The 17463-nt window shown below is 61.8% G+C and carries 24 protein-coding genes; 18 read left to right on the forward strand and 6 right to left on the reverse strand.

Annotated features, from left to right (window positions below; all coding sequences use genetic code 11):
• The 6 genes from ABS758_RS07225 to ABS758_RS07250 all read right to left on the reverse strand — a co-directional run.
• On the reverse strand, positions 1-753 hold a 753-nt coding region (locus ABS758_RS07225), incomplete at its 3' end, for a hypothetical protein (protein WP_350389066.1).
• 2 nt (positions 754-755) lie between these two features.
• The gene (locus ABS758_RS07230; protein WP_350381712.1) at positions 756-1241 is read right to left on the reverse strand and encodes a hypothetical protein; all 486 of its coding nucleotides are present in this window, start codon (positions 1239-1241) and stop codon (positions 756-758) included.
• Positions 1242-1278: 37 nt separating this feature from the next.
• The gene (locus tag ABS758_RS07235) at positions 1279-2031 is read right to left on the reverse strand and encodes a DNA polymerase III subunit beta family protein (protein ID WP_350381711.1); all 753 of its coding nucleotides are present in this window, start codon (positions 2029-2031) and stop codon (positions 1279-1281) included.
• Positions 2028-2171 carry a hypothetical protein gene (locus ABS758_RS07240; protein ID WP_350381710.1) on the reverse strand — a complete coding sequence of 48 codons (144 nt, stop codon included), beginning with the start codon at positions 2169-2171 and terminating at the stop codon, positions 2028-2030. Before ABS758_RS07240 ends, ABS758_RS07235 begins: the two co-directional genes overlap by 4 nt.
• A gap of 142 nt (positions 2172-2313) precedes the next feature.
• Complete coding sequence (locus tag ABS758_RS07245; RefSeq protein ID WP_350381709.1) at positions 2314-2544, reverse strand: hypothetical protein; 231 nt, start codon at positions 2542-2544, stop codon at positions 2314-2316.
• 2 nt (positions 2545-2546) lie between these two features.
• A complete protein-coding gene (locus tag ABS758_RS07250) occupies positions 2547-2939 on the reverse strand; it encodes a hypothetical protein (protein WP_350381708.1) in 393 nt (130 codons plus the stop codon).
• Between the two features lie 108 nt (positions 2940-3047).
• Between ABS758_RS07250 and ABS758_RS07255 the strand changes: the two genes are divergently transcribed.
• From ABS758_RS07255 to ABS758_RS07340, 18 genes are all read left to right on the forward strand, one after another.
• The gene (locus ABS758_RS07255; protein ID WP_350381707.1) at positions 3048-3299 is read left to right on the forward strand and encodes a transcriptional regulator; all 252 of its coding nucleotides are present in this window, start codon (positions 3048-3050) and stop codon (positions 3297-3299) included.
• Between the two features lie 67 nt (positions 3300-3366).
• Positions 3367-3714: a hypothetical protein gene (locus ABS758_RS07260; RefSeq protein ID WP_350381706.1), complete on the forward strand. Its 348-nt coding sequence runs from the start codon at positions 3367-3369 to the stop codon at positions 3712-3714.
• A gap of 16 nt (positions 3715-3730) precedes the next feature.
• Positions 3731-6022, forward strand: coding sequence for a VapE domain-containing protein (locus ABS758_RS07265; RefSeq protein ID WP_350381705.1), 2292 nt, complete (start codon positions 3731-3733; stop codon positions 6020-6022).
• Between the two features lie 160 nt (positions 6023-6182).
• On the forward strand, positions 6183-6413 hold the full coding sequence (locus ABS758_RS07270) for a hypothetical protein (RefSeq protein WP_350381704.1): 231 nt from the start codon (positions 6183-6185) through the stop codon (positions 6411-6413).
• 17 nt (positions 6414-6430) lie between these two features.
• Positions 6431-6946, forward strand: coding sequence for a terminase small subunit-like protein (locus ABS758_RS07275; RefSeq protein WP_350381703.1), 516 nt, complete (start codon positions 6431-6433; stop codon positions 6944-6946).
• Positions 6943-8547: a terminase gene (locus ABS758_RS07280; protein WP_350381702.1), complete on the forward strand. Its 1605-nt coding sequence runs from the start codon at positions 6943-6945 to the stop codon at positions 8545-8547. Before ABS758_RS07275 ends, ABS758_RS07280 begins: the two co-directional genes overlap by 4 nt.
• A gap of 48 nt (positions 8548-8595) precedes the next feature.
• On the forward strand, positions 8596-9057 hold the full coding sequence (locus tag ABS758_RS07285) for a GNAT family N-acetyltransferase (RefSeq protein WP_350381701.1): 462 nt from the start codon (positions 8596-8598) through the stop codon (positions 9055-9057).
• Positions 9054-9524 (forward strand): hypothetical protein, encoded by a 471-nt coding sequence (locus tag ABS758_RS07290; RefSeq protein ID WP_350381700.1) that lies wholly within the window; start codon positions 9054-9056, stop codon positions 9522-9524. The genes ABS758_RS07285 and ABS758_RS07290 overlap by 4 nt, the downstream gene beginning before the upstream one ends.
• The gene (locus ABS758_RS07295) at positions 9506-9904 is read left to right on the forward strand and encodes a hypothetical protein (protein WP_350381699.1); all 399 of its coding nucleotides are present in this window, start codon (positions 9506-9508) and stop codon (positions 9902-9904) included. The genes ABS758_RS07290 and ABS758_RS07295 overlap by 19 nt, the downstream gene beginning before the upstream one ends.
• Before the next feature lies 1 nt (position 9905).
• Entirely contained in the window at positions 9906-11567 is a 1662-nt protein-coding gene (locus ABS758_RS07300) for a portal protein (protein WP_350381698.1), read from the forward strand.
• A gap of 12 nt (positions 11568-11579) precedes the next feature.
• Entirely contained in the window at positions 11580-11897 is a 318-nt protein-coding gene (gene gp10 / locus ABS758_RS07305) for a capsid staple protein (RefSeq protein ID WP_350381697.1), read from the forward strand.
• Positions 11898-11905: 8 nt separating this feature from the next.
• On the forward strand, positions 11906-12316 hold the full coding sequence (locus ABS758_RS07310) for an endopeptidase (RefSeq protein WP_350381696.1): 411 nt from the start codon (positions 11906-11908) through the stop codon (positions 12314-12316).
• Positions 12276-12962, forward strand: a complete 687-nt coding sequence (locus ABS758_RS07315; protein WP_350381695.1) for a protease — start codon at positions 12276-12278, stop codon at positions 12960-12962. The genes ABS758_RS07310 and ABS758_RS07315 overlap by 41 nt, the downstream gene beginning before the upstream one ends.
• A gap of 6 nt (positions 12963-12968) precedes the next feature.
• Positions 12969-14036: a major capsid protein gene (locus tag ABS758_RS07320; protein ID WP_350381694.1), complete on the forward strand. Its 1068-nt coding sequence runs from the start codon at positions 12969-12971 to the stop codon at positions 14034-14036.
• 11 nt (positions 14037-14047) lie between these two features.
• Entirely contained in the window at positions 14048-14485 is a 438-nt protein-coding gene (locus tag ABS758_RS07325) for a Bbp16 family capsid cement protein (RefSeq protein WP_350381693.1), read from the forward strand.
• Positions 14486-14495: 10 nt separating this feature from the next.
• On the forward strand, positions 14496-14687 hold the full coding sequence (locus ABS758_RS07330) for a hypothetical protein (protein WP_350381692.1): 192 nt from the start codon (positions 14496-14498) through the stop codon (positions 14685-14687).
• Positions 14688-14765: 78 nt separating this feature from the next.
• Complete coding sequence (locus ABS758_RS07335; RefSeq protein ID WP_350381691.1) at positions 14766-15407, forward strand: phage connector family protein; 642 nt, start codon at positions 14766-14768, stop codon at positions 15405-15407.
• Entirely contained in the window at positions 15407-17455 is a 2049-nt protein-coding gene (locus ABS758_RS07340; RefSeq protein ID WP_350381690.1) for a phage tail protein, read from the forward strand. Before ABS758_RS07335 ends, ABS758_RS07340 begins: the two co-directional genes overlap by 1 nt.
• Positions 17456-17463: the final 8 nt, after the last annotated feature.

Consider the following 17463-nt stretch of genomic DNA (forward strand, 5'->3'; position numbering starts at 1 on the left):
GCCAGCTTTGATGCCCTCGCCAGCTTCGATGCCCGTGCCAGCTTCGATGCCCTTGCCAGCTTCGATGCCCCAGCCAGCTTCGATGCCCCAGCCAGCTTCGATGCCCCAGCCAGCTTCGATGCCCTCGCCAGCTTTGATGCCCTCGCCAGCTTCGATGCCCCAGCCAGCTTTGATGCCCCAGCCAGCTTTGATGCCCTCGCCAGCTTTGATGCCCTCGCCAGCTTTGATGCCCCAGCCAGCTTCGATGCCCTTGCCAGCTTCGATGCCCCAGCCAGCTTCGATGCCCCAGCCAGCTTCGATGCCCGTGCCAGCTTCGATGCCCTTGCCAGCTTCGATGCCCCAGCCAGCTTTGATGCCCTCGCCAGCTTCGATGCCCGTGCCAGCTTCGATGCCCTTGCCAGCTTCGATGCCCCAGCCAGCTTTGATGCCCGTGCCAGCTTCGATGCCCTCGCCAGCTTTGATGCCCGTGCCAGCAAGCAGGTAGCCGCTAATCTGGATTGCACCTTGGCACACCAGCCGGCCCGCAACAAAGATATGGCGGCGGTTGGCTACGGCGGCCAGTTCCACCACGGCTTCTTCATCGGCGCCCACGTTTTCGAACAGCCATTGGGCATAGCCCACCTGGTTGTCTTCGGCCAGTGCGTCAAGTACAGCTTGGTAGTCGGCTTCACCTTCGGGGAAATGTTCCAGGAACCAATTAAACCCGTCGGAACACGCACGCTTGGCTTTCAGCAGTTCGGATGTGATTTTCATGGTTACGCCCCCTTGGCTTCTTCGAAGGCGGCAACAATGGCGTCGGCCTGGGAAGGCAGCGATTCAGGCAACGACTTCACCCCGGCAACCTTTTCAAGCAACGCGGCGGCAGCTTCGCGGCCTTTGGCCTTGGCGACTTCCACGACAGCCTTGGCGACGGCCTGATATTCGGCAGTGTCCTTGTAGCCATCCTGGGTGTTCCAGGCGCCTTCCTCGCTATTCCCACCTTGTGCCGCGTCGGAGTTCGCGGCCTCGGATTCGGGCGCAGCCGCCGCTGGGGCTGAGGCAGTAGGCTGGGTACCGACAGGCGCATCCGGTGTCGTCGCAGATGTGTCCGCCTGGGCCTTCGGCTTTTTTTCGGCGGGCACCTGGGGGGCTGTGTGGGCCGGCCCTCGCCCGGTGCTAGGGTCGGACGATCCCAGGTTCAGGGCCGCCATGATGGCGTTCAGTTCGGCTTGGTTGGTGACAGTGATGGTGACGGGAAACATAGGTCAGACTCCTAATGGATGTTGGAAAGCAGCGGCCTTACACAAGGTCGCCAAGGTCTTCAACGGCTTTGGGGGGGGATAGCCAATCGGGCAAATCCAGCACGATGGCTTGGCCCTTGACCACATAGGCGTAGGGCATGGCGAAAGCGACGAATTGGGCAGCTGCTGGTGAGGCACCTAGCACATACACACCTGATGCCCAAGGATCACCCTTACCCGTGACGTGGCTGTAATTCGGCTCAACGAACTGGTATTGGTAGGCGGGGGTTCGTTCGCGCGACAGCAGGGCCAGCGCCTTGACGGCATCGGCCAGGTACTGAGGGTTCACGGTCGCACCCGGCTGGTCGATGGCGATGCGCTGCTGTGCAGGCTTGGGGAGAACGCGCCGCCAGTCGGGGTAGGTGTAGCCGTGCACCGTGGTGGTATTGGTGCGGTCTGAATCACCCAAATCAAAGCTGACGTGCCACAGCGTTTTGTCGCTGGTGCTGGCTGGGCTGACGGCGATGCCAGCCTTGGCGTCCTTTCGGCGCGCAGGCGCCTTGAGGCTATTGATTGGCTGAATCGGCACAATCAGGGTTTGCCCAGTCAGCCCCGACACGCCAAAGGCTTCTTCCACCGTTGCCTTGATGACGTGGATGCGGTGGCCATCGGTGGCCACCAGGTACAGACCATCGGCGGCGAACTCGAAGGCCACCCCGTTCAGGTAGGGCCTGATGTCCTTGTTCCCGGCGGCCAGCGCGACGGCTTGAAGTTCTGCCAGGGGGATGTTGAAGGTGACGGGGGCGCTCATCCGTTATGCCCCCCGCACAGCCCGAAGGCTTCCAGGGCGATGCAGATAGCATCACAACCGTGCGATGCCATGACCACCATGCTTGTTTGCTGGTAGCGCACCTGGTAGATGCGGCCCAGCAGAATCGGCGTTGCTTTCATGTTGTGTCCTCGGTGTTGTTCAACCACAGGCACAACATTAGCGTTACGCAAACATTCAGTCAATAGCGTTACGCAAATTTATTTTGTAACAGGCATGAAAAAACCCGCCTAGGCGGGTTGGGTGGGGCGGCGGCGCGCGGGGTTACTGCGTCATCTGAGCCAGGCCGGCCACTCCACAGTAGTAGATCGCACTGCCCAGCACGACTTGCAGCGGTGAAAGGTCAGGCAAAAGGCCGCCGATGATCGCCAGGGGTATCGAGGCGAAAAATACAAAGGCCAGGGTGCGGTCTGCCCCCTTGCGCTTCCACTTCTTTAAGGTGTCGTCAAACTGCTCCATGCTGAGCGTGATTCGCTCTGTATCTTGCGATGCCATGTTCACCCCCTCTTGTCGTTGTCATCCTTGCAGGCGGCCAGTGTGGCGCGTGCCCACGCTACGGCCTCGGCGCGGCTATGTGTTCCCGCCACTGCCCAGGCCTTTTTTACCAGGTCGAAATCACTCGCGGGGCCGTGCGGATTCATATTCAAATCCTCCACCAGGTCAGCGTAGTCCAGCCATCCTTCATCCCGACCAAAGGCAGCTTCAATCTTACGCGCAGTTTGCTTTCGCATGCCACGCGGCTTGCCCGTGCGGCTATCGGCGGCGCCCGAACGCAGGTTCACCCACTGAGCATAGCCCATACCCGCCCGTTTTGCGGCCGCAACGGGGCCGCCAGCTTCCCTTTCCAGCAGGGTCATCGCCTTACGGCGCGCCTCGTCAATATCAGCCATAGAGTCTCCTTTAGCAAAACGCGAACAGTATAAACTTGCGTTACGCTATTGACTAGATGTTTGCGTTACGCTAATTTGGCGGCTTGAACACAAGGAATTAGCGAAACCATGAATCTGCGCACCTACCTGAAACGCAGGGGACGAGGTTCGACCCTCATACTGGCCAAACAGCTGGGCGTGCGGCCCGCCTCCATCAGCCAATGGTGCGCCGGCACGCGCAAGGTGCCGATGAAACGGTGCATCGCCATTGAACAGGCCACGGGTGGCGCCGTCACCCGGGCCGACCTTCGCCCCGATGACTGGCCACTGTTGTGGCCAGAATACACGCCGCCCCGGCAACGTCGGGGGCATGCAGCGTGATGGACACGCTGGCAATCCAATTTGCTGGCCAAGACCTGGTGCGGCGCAACCAACGAAGGAACAAAGCATGATGAATTTGGATGAAAAAGACAATGGCCTGGGCTTCCTGTTGAAATGCCCCGTTTGTGGTGGCGGAAATTTTCACCACGGATTGGTCGAAGTATTTACCCGCCGGGGGCGTGAGGATGTCGCACCTACCCGAATTTCCATCAATCCGGACGGAACCGTTCAGCGAGACGATGACAACTTGGCAGAGAACGCCCGCGATAACCCAAGCCCCCGCCGGGACGGTGTGCTGGTGCATCTTGACCCTGAGTGCGGCTGCGGGCGATTCGTCTTACAGATAGTTCAGCACAAAGGAAGCACCTATCTGCGTGTGGGGCAATTGACACGTTCAATTAAGTGGTTTGATTGACGCGAGGACGGCCCCTGTGACGGATAATCTGACAGTGCTTCGGCACGATAGCCGCCTTCTAGCCAAGACCTGGCGCGCAGATGGGCGTATCAGCAACTACGACGACGCCAAGTATTTCAAACATCAATCCGTGCCGCTGACCGGCGTTGCCGACCTGTCGGCCCAACTCACTCAGCTGCAGGATGACCCCCATGCCTGCGTCATCCGGGGGGTGTACCTGGGCGATGATCATGCAACGGCCGTGGGTGACCCTGACTTTAGAGCAGGAACGGTACTGCGGCGCTTGGCGTTCTTCAACGATACGCCCCACCATTGGGTGCTGGTCGAAGTCGATGACTTCGAACCGCTGACGGCTGACCCCGTGCGCGATCCGGTGCCGGCCATTGATGAATACATTGCCACCTGCCTGCCTGTGTGCTTCCAGGGGGCGGCGTATCACTGGCAGCTGTCGAACAGCGCGGGCCACGCCACCAAGGGCGGCGTGCTGAAAGTCCATATCTGGTTCTGGCTCACTACCCCCTACACGTCGGCGCAGCTGAAAGCCTGGGCGCGCGCCCTGTCGGTGGCGTTGGATGACTCGGTGCTGAACCCCGTGCAGGTGCACTACACGGCGGCGCCTGTGTTCGAAGCTGGCGTGGTCGACCCGGTACCGGTGCGCAGCGGCTTCGTGCCCGGGCTGCTGGACGATGCTGTGGCGCTGGTCATCGATCAGGCCACGCTTGACCAGGCGCAGGCCCTGCGGCCACGCCAGCGCGGTGACCTGGTGGCCATCAATGATCCAGTGGCCAATCTCCTGATTGATCAGGGGCGCGTCCTGGGTGAATCCCGAGACGGCGGCCTTATCATCACCTGCCCCTGGGAAGATGAGCATACCAACGACACCACGGGCACCGATTCAACGGTGTGGTTTCCGGCGGGCACCAATGGATATGACCGGGGGCATTTCAAGTGCCTGCACGTTCACTGCGCTGACCGGCTGGACATCGAGTTTTTCAACGTCATCGGCTATCAGGAAGATGTGCTGGCCGGGTTCGATGTCATCCCGACCATCAAGGCGGACGGCACGCCGGTTCCACCGCCGCCCCCGGCCTACCAGGGTCGAGACGACAAAAGCGGGAAGATTCCCGCCACCATCACCAACACCGTGCTGGCGTGCCGCCGGATTGATGAATGTGGTGTTCATTTGGGTTTTGACAATTTCCGCGATGAAATCATGTATGCGCGCGAACAAGACGAGTGGGTACCTTTCAAGGATGAGCATTACACACAACTACGCATCACCCTGGAACGGCGCGGCTTCAAGCCTGTGGGACGAGAAATGACGAAGGATGCCGTCCTCGCTGTCGCCAAAGAAAACCAATTCGACAGCGCGCAGCTTTGGCTGAATAGCTTGGCGTGGGACGGCCGACGGCGCGTGGACGGCTTCATGGCCCGGTACTTTGGCACCGACGACACGCCCTATACACGCGCCGTGGGGGCGTACCTGTGGACGGCGTTGGCCGGGCGGGTGCTGGAACCAGGCATCAAGGCCGATATGGTGCCGGTGCTAGTTGGTTCGCAAGGGCTGCGCAAATCGGCAGGTGTGGCTGCGATGGTGCCAAGCCACGATTTCTTTACCGAAATCAGCTTCCACGAGAAGGATGCCGACCTGGCTCGTAAGATGCGCGGCCATCTGTTGGCTGAAATAGGGGAACTGCGTGGTCTTGGTACGCGCGACCTGGAAAGCATCAAGGCGTTCGTCACCCGCACGCACGAGCATTGGGTACCAAAGTTCTTTGAGTTCACCACCACATTCCCCCGCCGTGTCGTTTTCATTGGCACCACCAACCAGGATGAATTCCTGGCCGATGAAACAGGGAATCGCCGCTGGTTGCCCGTGCGCGTCAGCGCCGTGGATGCAGCCGGCATCGCCCGCGATTGCCTGCAACTGTGGGCCGAAGCCCGCGAACTGTTCCTGGTCGGGGGCGTGGCGTTCCAGGATGCTGAACGGCTGGCCGAACAGGTGCATGGTGAACACATGAAAGCTGACCCTTGGGTTGAAATTATTACCAAGTGGCTGGATACCCCCGACGATTTCGAGTCAGGTGCGACGCCGCGCGCGCGTGAATTTTTGCGCCTTGATGACGTGATGGTGGGGGCGCTTCGAGTGGAACCCCGCGAATTTGCACGTTTTAACCAACAAGTCGCCAAGTCTATGAAGTTGCTTGGCTTCGTGAAAAAGCAGGTCGGGCCGAAAAGTGCGAGAGGTTCGGGATGGGTGCAACAGGTAAAAATGCAACCTATTTCACCAAAAACCCTTGAAAAATAAGGCTGCGAGATAGGTGAGATAGGTGAGATAGGTTATGGGCGCATATACATATATATACACGCGCAGGGGTCGCCACCCCCGTGGCATTTATAAGAAAACACCTATCTCACCCTCTCACCCCTCTCACCTGTAATTTTTTGCACGTTAAGGAGTTTTTGAAATGTCCAAACTTGTCGCCTTGAACGAGAACGGCCGGCGGATAGGTGAGGATCACCCAAACGCCCGGTATACAAACCACGAAATTGACCTGGTGCTGACGCTGCGCGACCAGGGCGCCAGCTACGGCGAGATAGCGCGCAAGATGGACATGCCAAAGGCCACGGTGCAGGCAATCTGCAACGGACGTTCCCGGTCGTGGAGCCTGCGCGGGGTATCAGTCAGCCAGGACTGACGGGATACAACGGCGCCATGGGACGACGAAGCGCTTACACCACCGAACTAGCTGCAAAAATCTGCGAACGGCTTGCTGCTGGCGAATCGCTGCGGTCTATCTGCCGTGATGACGACATGCCCGCCGATTCAACAGTGCGGCTTTGGGTGGCCGACGATGTGGAGGGCTTTTCGGCGCAATACGCGCGGGCGCGAGACACGGGCCTGGATACGATGGCCGATTCCATGCTGGACATCGCCGACGATGGCAGCAATGACTGGGTGGAATCCAACGATCCCGACAACCCCGGCTATCGACTCAACGGTGAAAACGTCCAGCGTTCCAAGCTGCGCGTGGATGCCCGCAAGTGGTACCTGTCGAAGCTGGCGCCGAAGAAGTATGGCGACAAGACCAGCATGGAACTGACGGGCGCCGACGGCGGCCCGCTGCAGATCACGGATACTGAACGTGCGGCCCGGCTGGCGGCCATCCTGGCTTTGGCCAGGCAGCGCGCGCAGGCGTCGGAAGGCGAAGACCTGGACGGCCTGGTATGAACGCCACCGATGATATTGCCAGCCTGCTGGGGTACCTGACGCCCGAAGAACTGGCCGAAGTCGATGCCTTGCTGGCGTCTGATCCGGCGGTATGGCGCCCGCTTCCAGGCCCGCAGATGATGGCCTACGAATCCCAGGCCGACATCACGGGCTTTGGCGGCGCGGCGGGTGGCGGCAAGACCGACCTAGCCGTGGGCCTGACGCTGACCGACCATGACCGCACGCTGTTCGCGCGTCGTGAAAAGGCGCAGACAGAAGGTTTCGTGCAGCGTATGCAGGAAATCCTGCACACCACCGACGGCTACAACTCACAAAAGGGCTTCTGGCGCCTGCCCGAAGGCAAGCTGTGTGAACTGGCTGGCCTGGATAACCCCGGCGATGAACGGCGCTGGCAGGGCCGCCCCCACGACTTGAAGGTGTTCGATGAAGTCACCGAAATGCGGGAAGGCCAGGTGCGCTTTGTCATGGGCTGGAACCGCACCAACAAGCCGGGCCAGCGTTCGCGCGTGGTGATGACGTTCAACCCGCCGACCACTGCGGAAGGCCGCTGGGTCATTGGCTTCTTTGGCCCGTGGCTGGACAAGGGCAATCCGCTGTACCCGACAGCTCCCGGCACGCTGCGCTACGCGGCCATGGTGCCGGACGGCAACGGCGGTTCCAAGGATGTATGGCTGGACGGCAATGGCCAGCCGCTGACGGCTGAACCGTTCGTGCTGGTCAATGACCGCATCACCTACGATTTCGACCCAGCGGCATACCGGCCGGAAGACATCGTGACGCCGAAATCCCGCACCTTCATTCCGGCGAAGGTGACGGATAACCCGTACTACATGGGCACCGGGTACATGTCCACCCTGCAGGCCATGCCCGAACCGCTGCGCAGCCAGATGTTGTATGGCGACTTCCAGGCGGGCATCAAGGATGACCCGTGGCAGGTGGTGCCCACCAAGTGGGTGGAAATCGCCATGGCACGCTGGGCCAGGCCTGCGAAGCTGGCGCCCATGGACAGCCTGGGCGTGGACGTGGCGCGCGGTGGCCAGGACAAGACTGTGCTGGCCCGCCGGCATGGTATGTGGTTTGATGAAGCGCTGGACTACCCGGGCAGCGACACGCCAGACGGCCCGACGGTGGCAGGCCTCACCCTGGCCGCCAAGCGTGACGGCGCCGTGATTCACCTGGATGTCATCGGCGTGGGCAGCAGCCCCTACGATTTCCTGCGCGCCGCGCGCCAGCAGATTGTCGGCGTGAACGTGGCCGAAGGGTCGAACGGTCATGACAAGTCTGGCCGCCTGGGCTTTTTCAACCTGCGCACGGAACTGTGGTGGCGCATGCGCGAAGCCCTAGACCCGGCCAACAATACCGGCATTTGCCTGCCCAATGATCCCCGCCTGCTGGCCGACCTGACGGCGCCGCGCTGGTCAATGTCGGGCATGGTCATCAAGGTGGAAAGCCGGGAAGACATCATCAAGCGTATCGGCCGGTCGCCTGACTTCGGCAGCGCCTACACCCTGGCCCTCATGGACACGCCAAAGCGCGAAGCCTTGCAGGCTGCAGGGCGCCGCAACGACCGGCGCAGCTACGATCCCTACGCCGACCTGTAGCCCGCCAGGGTATCAGTGACGGGCCTGCACGCCTTTACCGTGGCGTGCATGGAACCCGTCATCGTTCGCCCCGTCACCTTTGCCGACCTGCACGCCAGCCCGCAGTTTGCTGCGCTGGCGGACGAGTACACGCAAGAATCTGCAAATCCCGAAATGGGGGCGGTGGTGCCGGACATCGACGCCTACCGGCGTGCGGAAGCTGCGGGCGTGCTGCACTTTGTGGGCGCGTACCGGGGGGATGACCTGGTGGGCTATGTCGTGGTGGCGGTCAATGCCTCACCCCACTACCAGGGCAAACGTGTTGCCGTGACGGAATCCATCTTTGTGGCATCGGCGCATCGGCGCACAGGCGCCGGAATGAAGCTGCTGCGCGCTGCCGAAGAGACAGCCCGCGCGGCGGGTGCCGTGGCCCTGGTGGTGTCGGCCCCCATCGGTGGGCGCTTGGCCCAGGTGCTGCCGCGTTCGGGCTTCCGGGCCACGAATACGTTTTTCTTCCGGGGGCTGGCATGACCGCATTGGCCCCCGTGAAAGGCGCTTCGATTGCCTCCATGTCGCAGGAAGACATCGACAAGGTGCGGCGGCTGGAAGACCACCTGCGGGAATTCGACCAGGTGGAAATCCCGGTGGAACACACCCTGCACGCCGGCATGTACGCCCGCACCATTTGCATTCCTGCTGGCGTGGTCGCCACGGGCGTGTTGATCAAGATTGCCACCGTGATGATTGTCAGCGGCGATTGCACGATGTTCGTGGGCGATGACCGCCTGCATCTGCAGGGCTATCACGTCATCCCGGCCGGCGGGGGGCGCAAGCAAGCATGCTGGGCGCACACCGATACCTACGTCACGATGCTTTTTGCCAGCGATGCGTCCACGGTGGACAGCGCTGAGTGCCAATTTACTGACGAAACGGACTGCCTGCAGTCTCGTCAGCTTGAACTTATCCCAGGAGAATCACCATGTCCGGTGTTGCCGTAGCGGCTACCGTCGGCGTTGTGGGTGCGACCATGTACATGGGCAACCAGCAGCGCAAGGCGCAGGAAAGTGCCCAGGATCGTGCGCAGGCCCAGGCTGAACAGCAGGCCCAGCAGGCCCAGGCTGAATCCGAACGTCTGACCAAGCAATTCCAGGATCAGACTGCACAGTATCAGCAGCAGGCCAAGGTCATGCAGGATCAGCTGAAAGCCAGCCAGCAGGCCTTCAACGCCTCCAATCAAAAGAAGCCGAATTCGAACCAGGCGCAGGCCGGCATGTCGCAGGCCGCACGCAGCGGCCAGTCAGGCACCATGCTGACCGGCCCGCAGGGCGTTGACCAGGGCGCCCTGACGCTGGGCAAGAATACCCTGCTGGGGCAATAACGTGGCGAAGTCGGAACGCGACCTGCTGCTGTCTCGCTGGGGGGCCTTGAAGGCTGAGCGGGAAAGCTGGATTCCCCACTGGCGGGAAATCAGCCGCTACCTGCTGCCGCGTTCCGGGCGCTACTTCCTGCAGGATCGCAACCGGGGGGAGCGCCGTCACAACAACATCCTGGACAACACGGGCACCCGCGCCTTGAACACCCTGGCGGCCGGCATGATGGCCGGCATGACCAGCCCGGCCCGCCCCTGGTTCAGGCTGACGACATCGGTACCCGAACTAGATGAATCCCCGGCGGTCAAGGATTGGCTGGCCAACGTCACGCGGCTGATGCTGATGGTGTTCGCCAAGTCCAACACCTACCGGGCGCTGCACCAGATTTACCAGGAAATGGGCGCCTTCGGCACGGCGGCCAGCATCACGACGGCGGATTTTCGCAACGTCGTTCACAACTACACGCTGACGGCTGGCGAGTTCGGCATCACCACCGATTACCAGGGGCGGGTCGATACGCTGTACCGCGAATACCAGATGACCGTCGCGCAGATGGCACGGGAGTTCGGCATCAAGCGGTGCAGCGCGGCGGTGCAAAACGCCTTTGACCAGGGCAACCTGGAAACCTGGGTGACGGTGCTGCATGCCATTGAGCCGCGCGCCGACCGGGATGCCACCAAGCGCGATGCGCTGAACATGGCCTGGAAGTCCTCGTACATGGAAATCGGCAGCGGCGATGGCCTGCTGCGCGAATCCGGGTTCAAGACCTTCCCCGCGCTGTGCCCGCGCTGGGCCGTGGCCGGGGGCGACGTGTACGGCAACGGCCCGGGCATGGAAGCCCTGGGCGACTTGAAGCAGCTGCAGCATGAACAGCTGCAGAAAGCCAAGGGCATCAGTCAAAAAGCCGACCCGGCGGTGCAAATCCCATCCACCTTCCAGGGCCGTGATGCTGACCTGCTGCCCGGCGGGAAAATCTACGTCGATTCCACGCAGCCCGGCATGGGGGTGCGCACGGCCTTTGAGGTCAACATTGACCTGTCGCACCTGCTGGCCGACATCATTGACGTGCGCGACCGCATCAAGACCAGTTTCTACGCCGACCTTTTCCTGATGCTGGCCAACGGCACCAACCCGCAAATGACAGCCACCGAAGTGGCGGAACGCCACGAAGAAAAGTTGCTGATGCTGGGGCCGGTGCTGGAACGCATGCACAACGAAATCCTTGACCCGCTGATTGAGCAGACCTTTGCGCAGCTGGTGTCAGCGAACATCCTGCCGCCCCCGCCCCCTGAAATGCAGGGCATGGACTTGAACGTGGAATTCGTGTCCATGCTGGCCCAGGCCCAGCGGGCCATTGCCACCAATTCGGTGGATCGGTTCGTGGGCAACCTCGGCGCTGTGGCCGGCTTGAAACCGGATGTGCTGGACAAGTTCGACGCTGACCGTTGGGCCGACACCTATGCCGACATGCTGGGCGTCGATCCTGAACTGATCGTGCCGGGCGACAAGGTGGCATTGATCCGCCAGCAGCGCGCCCAGGCCGCCCAGGCCCAGCAGCAGGCCGCCATGATGAACCAAGGCGCCGACACGGCCGCCAAGCTGGGCGGCATCGACACCAGCAAGCCCAATGCACTGACCGATGTGACGCGGGCTTTCTCCGGGTACACCTGATAGGAACCTGACATGGCACTTACGAACATGAAGATGACCCGGAAAGAATCCGGGACGGGGCTTTGCTGTGATACGTCTTCGGATGACAAGCCCGAATACCCCTATGGGCTGCGCATCGACCTGAACAACGAAGCGCTGCAACGGCTGGGCTTCGACACGCTGCCGGCAGTCGGTACCGTGGTCGAAATCACGGCGCGCGCCGTCGTGCAATCGGTCAGCGCGCATGACGATGGTGAACCGTCACGCGATGTCGGCATGCAGATTACCGACATCGACGTGCAGACACCCGACAGCCAGCCAAGCCTGGCGCGGACGTTGTACGGCGCCTAGGGGTATCAGTGACCGTTCCCGCACCCGGTAACGTGGCGGGCATGGATATGTCAGACCCGACCGACACCGAAGGCCAAGAGCGCGAAAGGGCCAAAAACGCCCTGAATCAGAAGCGCGCCCGTGACACGGAAAAGGCGGATTTGAAGTGGTTGATGGGCAGTAAGCGTGGGCGCCGTATCGTGCGGCGCTGGTTGCAGGATGTGGGCGTTGTCGTCTACAGCCACGAAAAGCAGGCCAGCGTCCCCGGTACCAGCTTTGATGCGAACCCCGTGACGATGGCCTTTGTTGAAGGGCGCATGTCGCAGGCGCGCAAGGTGGAATACCTAGTGCTGATGGCCTGTCCCGAACAATTCGTGCTGATGCAGCAGGAAGCTAAAGATGACTACCGAAACTCTGATAACGGAACCCGCGAAGACTGAAACCGCTACTGGTGCGGAATCGGGTGCGGCTCCGTCGTCGCAGCAGGCCAACGAGCAAACCGCTACTGGTGCGGGCGAAGGCGGCCAACAGCAACAAGCGTCCGAAGGACAGGCTGGTGAAGGTCAACAGACCGAAGCCGCCAAGACCGACGACGGCCAAAAGAAACCGGATGAACCGAAAGGCGCACCGGAACAGTATGCGGAATTCAAAGCCCCGGAAGGGGTGACGTTCGATACCGGCGTCATCGGCGAATTCAGCAAGGCCGCGAAGGAATTGGACTTGCCCCAGGACAAAGCGCAGCAGCTGCTGGACAGGATGGGGCCGGTCATGGTTGCCCGTTCTGCTGAACGGCTGATTGCGGCACGCCAAGAGTGGGTCGGCCAGGTGCAGGCGGACAAGGAACTGGGTGGCGACAAATTGCCCGAGAACCTGGCCGCTGCGAAAAAGGCCCTCGACACGTTTGGCACCCCGGAACTGCGCACGTTGCTGATTGAAACCGGCTTGGGCGATCACCCCGAAATGATCCGGGCGTTTGTCCGTGCCGGCAAAGCCATCAGCGAAGACACCCTGGCGATGGGCGGTAAAAAGCCCGCCGGCGCGGGTAAGTCCACTGCTGAAATCCTTTACGACAAAACCCAGGAGTAACACAACATGGCTACTACCATGCCCCTCGTCCCCGGCCACAACACCCTTGTGGACGTGGCGAAATCGTTCGGCCCGGATGGCAAGGTTGCCAAGGTTGCCGAACTACTGAATCAAAGCAACGAAGTCCTGTCCTACATCCCCTACATCCAGGGCAACCTGCCCACGGGTCACAAGGGTGTTGTGCGCACGGGCCTTCCCTCCGTGTCGCTGCGCAGCTTCTACAAGGGCGTGAAGGTCGGCAAGTCCGGGCGCGCAACCGTGGAAGACATCTGCGCCATGGCCGAAGGTCGCAGTGAAGTGGACGTTGATCTGGCCGACCTCAACGGCAACGCCAATGAGTTCCGCGCCTCTGAGGCCATTTCCTTCGTGGAAGCGATCAATCAGACCTGGGCGGATCAGCTGATCTACGGTGATTCCTCGGTCAACCCCGAAGGCATCCTGGGCCTGACGCCGCGCTACAACTCCAAGTCCGCGCAGTCCGGCGCCAACATCATCGATGCGGGCGGCACGGGCAGCGACAACACTTCTGTGTGGCTTGTCGTGATGGGTGAACAGACCATCCACGGCATCTACCCCAAGGGTTCGCAGGCCGGCCTGATCCACAAAGACCTGGGCGAACAGGATGCCCTGGACGAGAACGGCGACAAGTACCGCGTGTACGCCGAACTGTGGAAATGGAAATTTGGTTTGCACGTCCGCGATTGGCGCTATGCCGTGCGCATCGCCAACATCGATGTGAGTGACCTGACGGGCCAGACCGGCACGCAGGCCATCACGGCCGCCACCTGGCTGAACAAACTGATGATCAAGGCTTTGGCCCGAATCCCCAGCATGAACATGGGCCGCGCCATCTTCCTGACCAATCGCACCGTCAAGGAAATGCTGTCCATCGGTGCGTTGGACAAGTCGCAAAACGCCCTGTCCTTCACCCAGGCGGTGAACCAGTACGGCACCGTCGCGCCGGGTTCGGTCGCGGGCCAAGGTACCGGCATCCAGGGTGGCCAACTGCAATTCATGGGCGTGCCCGTGCTGACGGTTGACCGCATTCTTTCCACCGAAGCCCAAGTGGTCTAAGGAGCAACGACATGGGTATGCTTGATCAAAACACCAAATACGCCACCGCTCAGGCCGTGACCACCGTGGGCGATACGGCCAGCACCAACGTCTACGACGCGGGCAATGCCGCATCGTCCGACATTGGCTTGGCTGACGAACTGTGGTTGTCCGTGGGCGTCAACACCGCTGGCACGTCCGCCGGCGCGGCCACCTTGACCCCGGTGCTGCAGCATTCGGACGACAACGTGACGTTCACTGATGCCCTGACGGGGCCGACCGTTGCGGTTGCCGACCTGACGGCCGGCAAGACGCTGTGGCAGACGAAAATGCCCACGGCCCTGAAACGCTACACCCGCGTGGGCTGGCGTGTGGCCACGGCGGCCCTGACGGCTGGCAAGTTCGACGCCTACCTGTCGCTGGACATCCAGCGCAACGTGGCGCGGCCTTCCGGCTTCTCCGTGGCCTAAGGGGTAACACATGAAAAAGGTTATCGCTACCGCTGATGGCTTCTTTGGCCGCCGGATCGTGCCTGGTGAAACGTTCGAAGTGCCGGACAACACCAAGCGCGCAACGTGGTTCATGGACGCTGGCAAGGCCAACAAGCAGGCGCCCAAGCCGCAAGACTCGCCCCAGGGCCAAGGTCAGGGGCAGGACGCCGGCCTGGTCTAAGGCAAGCCATCCGTGGCGGACTTCCCCGCCCGCAACCTGTCGGGGGCCATGCGCCCCCGCTTTTCTTACTGAACCACGATGGCATCCGAAGTCGATATCTGCAACCTTGCCCTGTCTCACCTTGGTGATGAAGCCACGGTGGCGACTATCGACCCGCCCGAAGGGTCGCCGCAGGCTGGGTATTGCGCGCGGTTCTACCCCATCGCGCGTGATGCGCTGCTGGAAATGCACACCTGGGCCTTCACCTTGCGGCGCATCCAGCTGGCGCTGCTGCCGAACAGCTGGCCGGCCTGGCAGTTCGCCTATGGCCGGCCGTCGAATACGTTGAAACTGCTGGCGGTGCTGCCTCCGGATGCCATGAACGACTACACCACGGCGCTGCCTGGTGGTTATGGCGTGCGGATCGAACCGCAGCCCTTCACGGCGGAAGTGGACGACAAGGGGCGCAGCGTCATCTACACCAATCAGCAGGATGCGGTGCTGCGCTATACCGCCCTGGTGAAGGACACCACCAAGTTTCCCCCTCTATTCGTCATGGCATTGTCGTGGCACCTGGCTTCCCTGCTGGCTGGCCCGATCCTGAAAGGTGACGTGGGCGCCGCCGAAGGCAAGCGGTGCGCCGCCATGATGCAGGGCTATCTGGCCCAGGCCATCGCGTCGGACGCCAATCAGCGCAAGGTGAAGCTGGACTATGCGCCGCCTTGGATCGCGGGGCGCTGATGGCAAGCGTCCGGGTCATCCAGCGATCTTTTGGGGGCGGCGTCCTGTCGCCCGAAATGCTGGGCCGCATCGATGATGTGAAGTACCAAAGCGGCTTGGCCGCCTGCCGCAACTTCATCATCAAGCCCCAAGGCCCGGCGGAAAACCGCCCCGGGTTCTCCTTCGTGCGCGCCGTCAAGGATTCGACCAAGCGCACCCGGCTGATTCCTTTCGTCTATTCGACCACCCAAACTATGGTCATCGAAGTGGGCGTGGGGTATTTCCGGTTCCACACCAATGGCGGGACGCTGCTGGATGGCCTGGGCAACCCTTACGAAATCACAAACCCCTACGCGGAAGAAGACCTGTTCGACCTGCACTATGTCCAGTCCGCCGACGTGCTGACGCTGGTGCACCCCGGGTACGCGCCACGCGAACTGCGGCGCTTGGGGGCTACTGACTGGCAGTTGACCACCATCACCTTTTCGTCCCCGGTGGGCGTCCCCGGTGGCGTGTCGGCAACCAGCAACGGCAAGGGCACGGATTACAACTACAGCTATGTGGTCACGGCCCTGGACGGTGAAGGCAAAACAGAATCGTCTCCGTCGTCGGCGGCCGGCTGCACCAACAACCTGTTCACCAATGGCGGCATGAATACCATCGCTTGGACGGCGGTAAGCGGGGCGTCACGGTACAACGTCTACAAGCTGCAGGCCGGGCTGTATGGCTACATCGGTCAGACCACGGGCACGTCCCTGGTGGATGACAACGTGGCCCCCGACCTGTCCATGACACCCCCGATATATGACGCGGTGTTCTCGGGCACGGGCGATTACCCTGCAGCGGTGTCGTACTTCGAGCAGCGCCGGGTGTTCGGCGGCACGATCAATGCCCCACAAAATATCTGGATGACCAAGAGCGGCAGCGAATCGGCCATGTCCTATTCGCTGCCCACCCGCGATGATGACCGGGTATCGTTTCGGGCGGCCGCGCTGTATTCCAGCGCCATCCGGCACGTTGTCCCCCTGTCTGACATGCTGCTACTCACGTCGTCCGGTGAATGGCGGGTGACCTCGGCGGCGGGCGTCATCACGCCGTCAGACATCATCGTGCGCACCCAATCCTACGTCGGCGCGTCCAACGTCCAGCCGGTGCTGGTGTCCAACACCACCATTTACGCGGCCGCGCGCGGGGGCCATGTGCGGGAACTGTCATACAACTGGCAGGCCAACGGCTTCATTTCTGGCGATCTAGCCTTGCGCGCCGCCCACCTGTTTGACAACCTCGACATCGTGGACATGGCGTATGCCAAGGCGCCCCAGCCCATCGTGTGGTTCGTCAGCAGCAATGGCACGTTGCTGGGCCTGACCTATGTGCCTGAACAGCAGATTGGCGCCTGGCACACCCACGATACCTTCCAGGGGGCTTTCGAGTCCTGCGCCGTGGTGGCCGAAGGCAATGAAGACCGGCTGTATGTGGTGGTCAACCGCGTCCTGGATGGCGTGCAGCATCGGTACATCGAACGCATGGAATCGCGCCAGTTTGTTGCCCAGCAGGACGCCTTTTTCGTGGATTGCGGCCTGTCCTACTCAGGGGAACCCGCCACGGTGTTCAACGGTCTGGGGCACCTGGAAGGCATGACGGTCAACATCCTGGCTGACGGCGCCGTGCATGCCCAGCGCGTCGTCACTGGCGGCGCTGTGACCCTGGAACACGCCGCCAGCACGGTGCAAATCGGCCTGCCCATCACGGCGGAATTCCAGACGCTGCCGCTGGCCATGCAGATTGACGGGAGCCTGGGCCAGGGGCGGGTCAAGAACGTGAACAAGCTGTGGCTGCGGGTGTATCGGTCTTCCGGCATTTTCGCCGGCCCCGCCCCCGACCAGCTGACCGAAGTCAAACAGCGATCCAGCGAACCCTACGGCGTGGCGCCGTCACTGAAAAGTGAAGAAATCCCGCTGATGCTGTCGCCACGCTGGGGGGACAGCGGTGAAATTTTTGTCCGCCAGGTCAATCCCCTGCCGTTGATGATTGTGTCGATGTCGGCGGAAGTGGCCCTGGGGGCGTAGGAGAAATT

Source organism: Castellaniella sp. FW104-7C03, assembly GCF_040276085.1.
Taxonomy (GTDB): Bacteria; Pseudomonadota; Gammaproteobacteria; order Burkholderiales; family Burkholderiaceae_B; genus Castellaniella.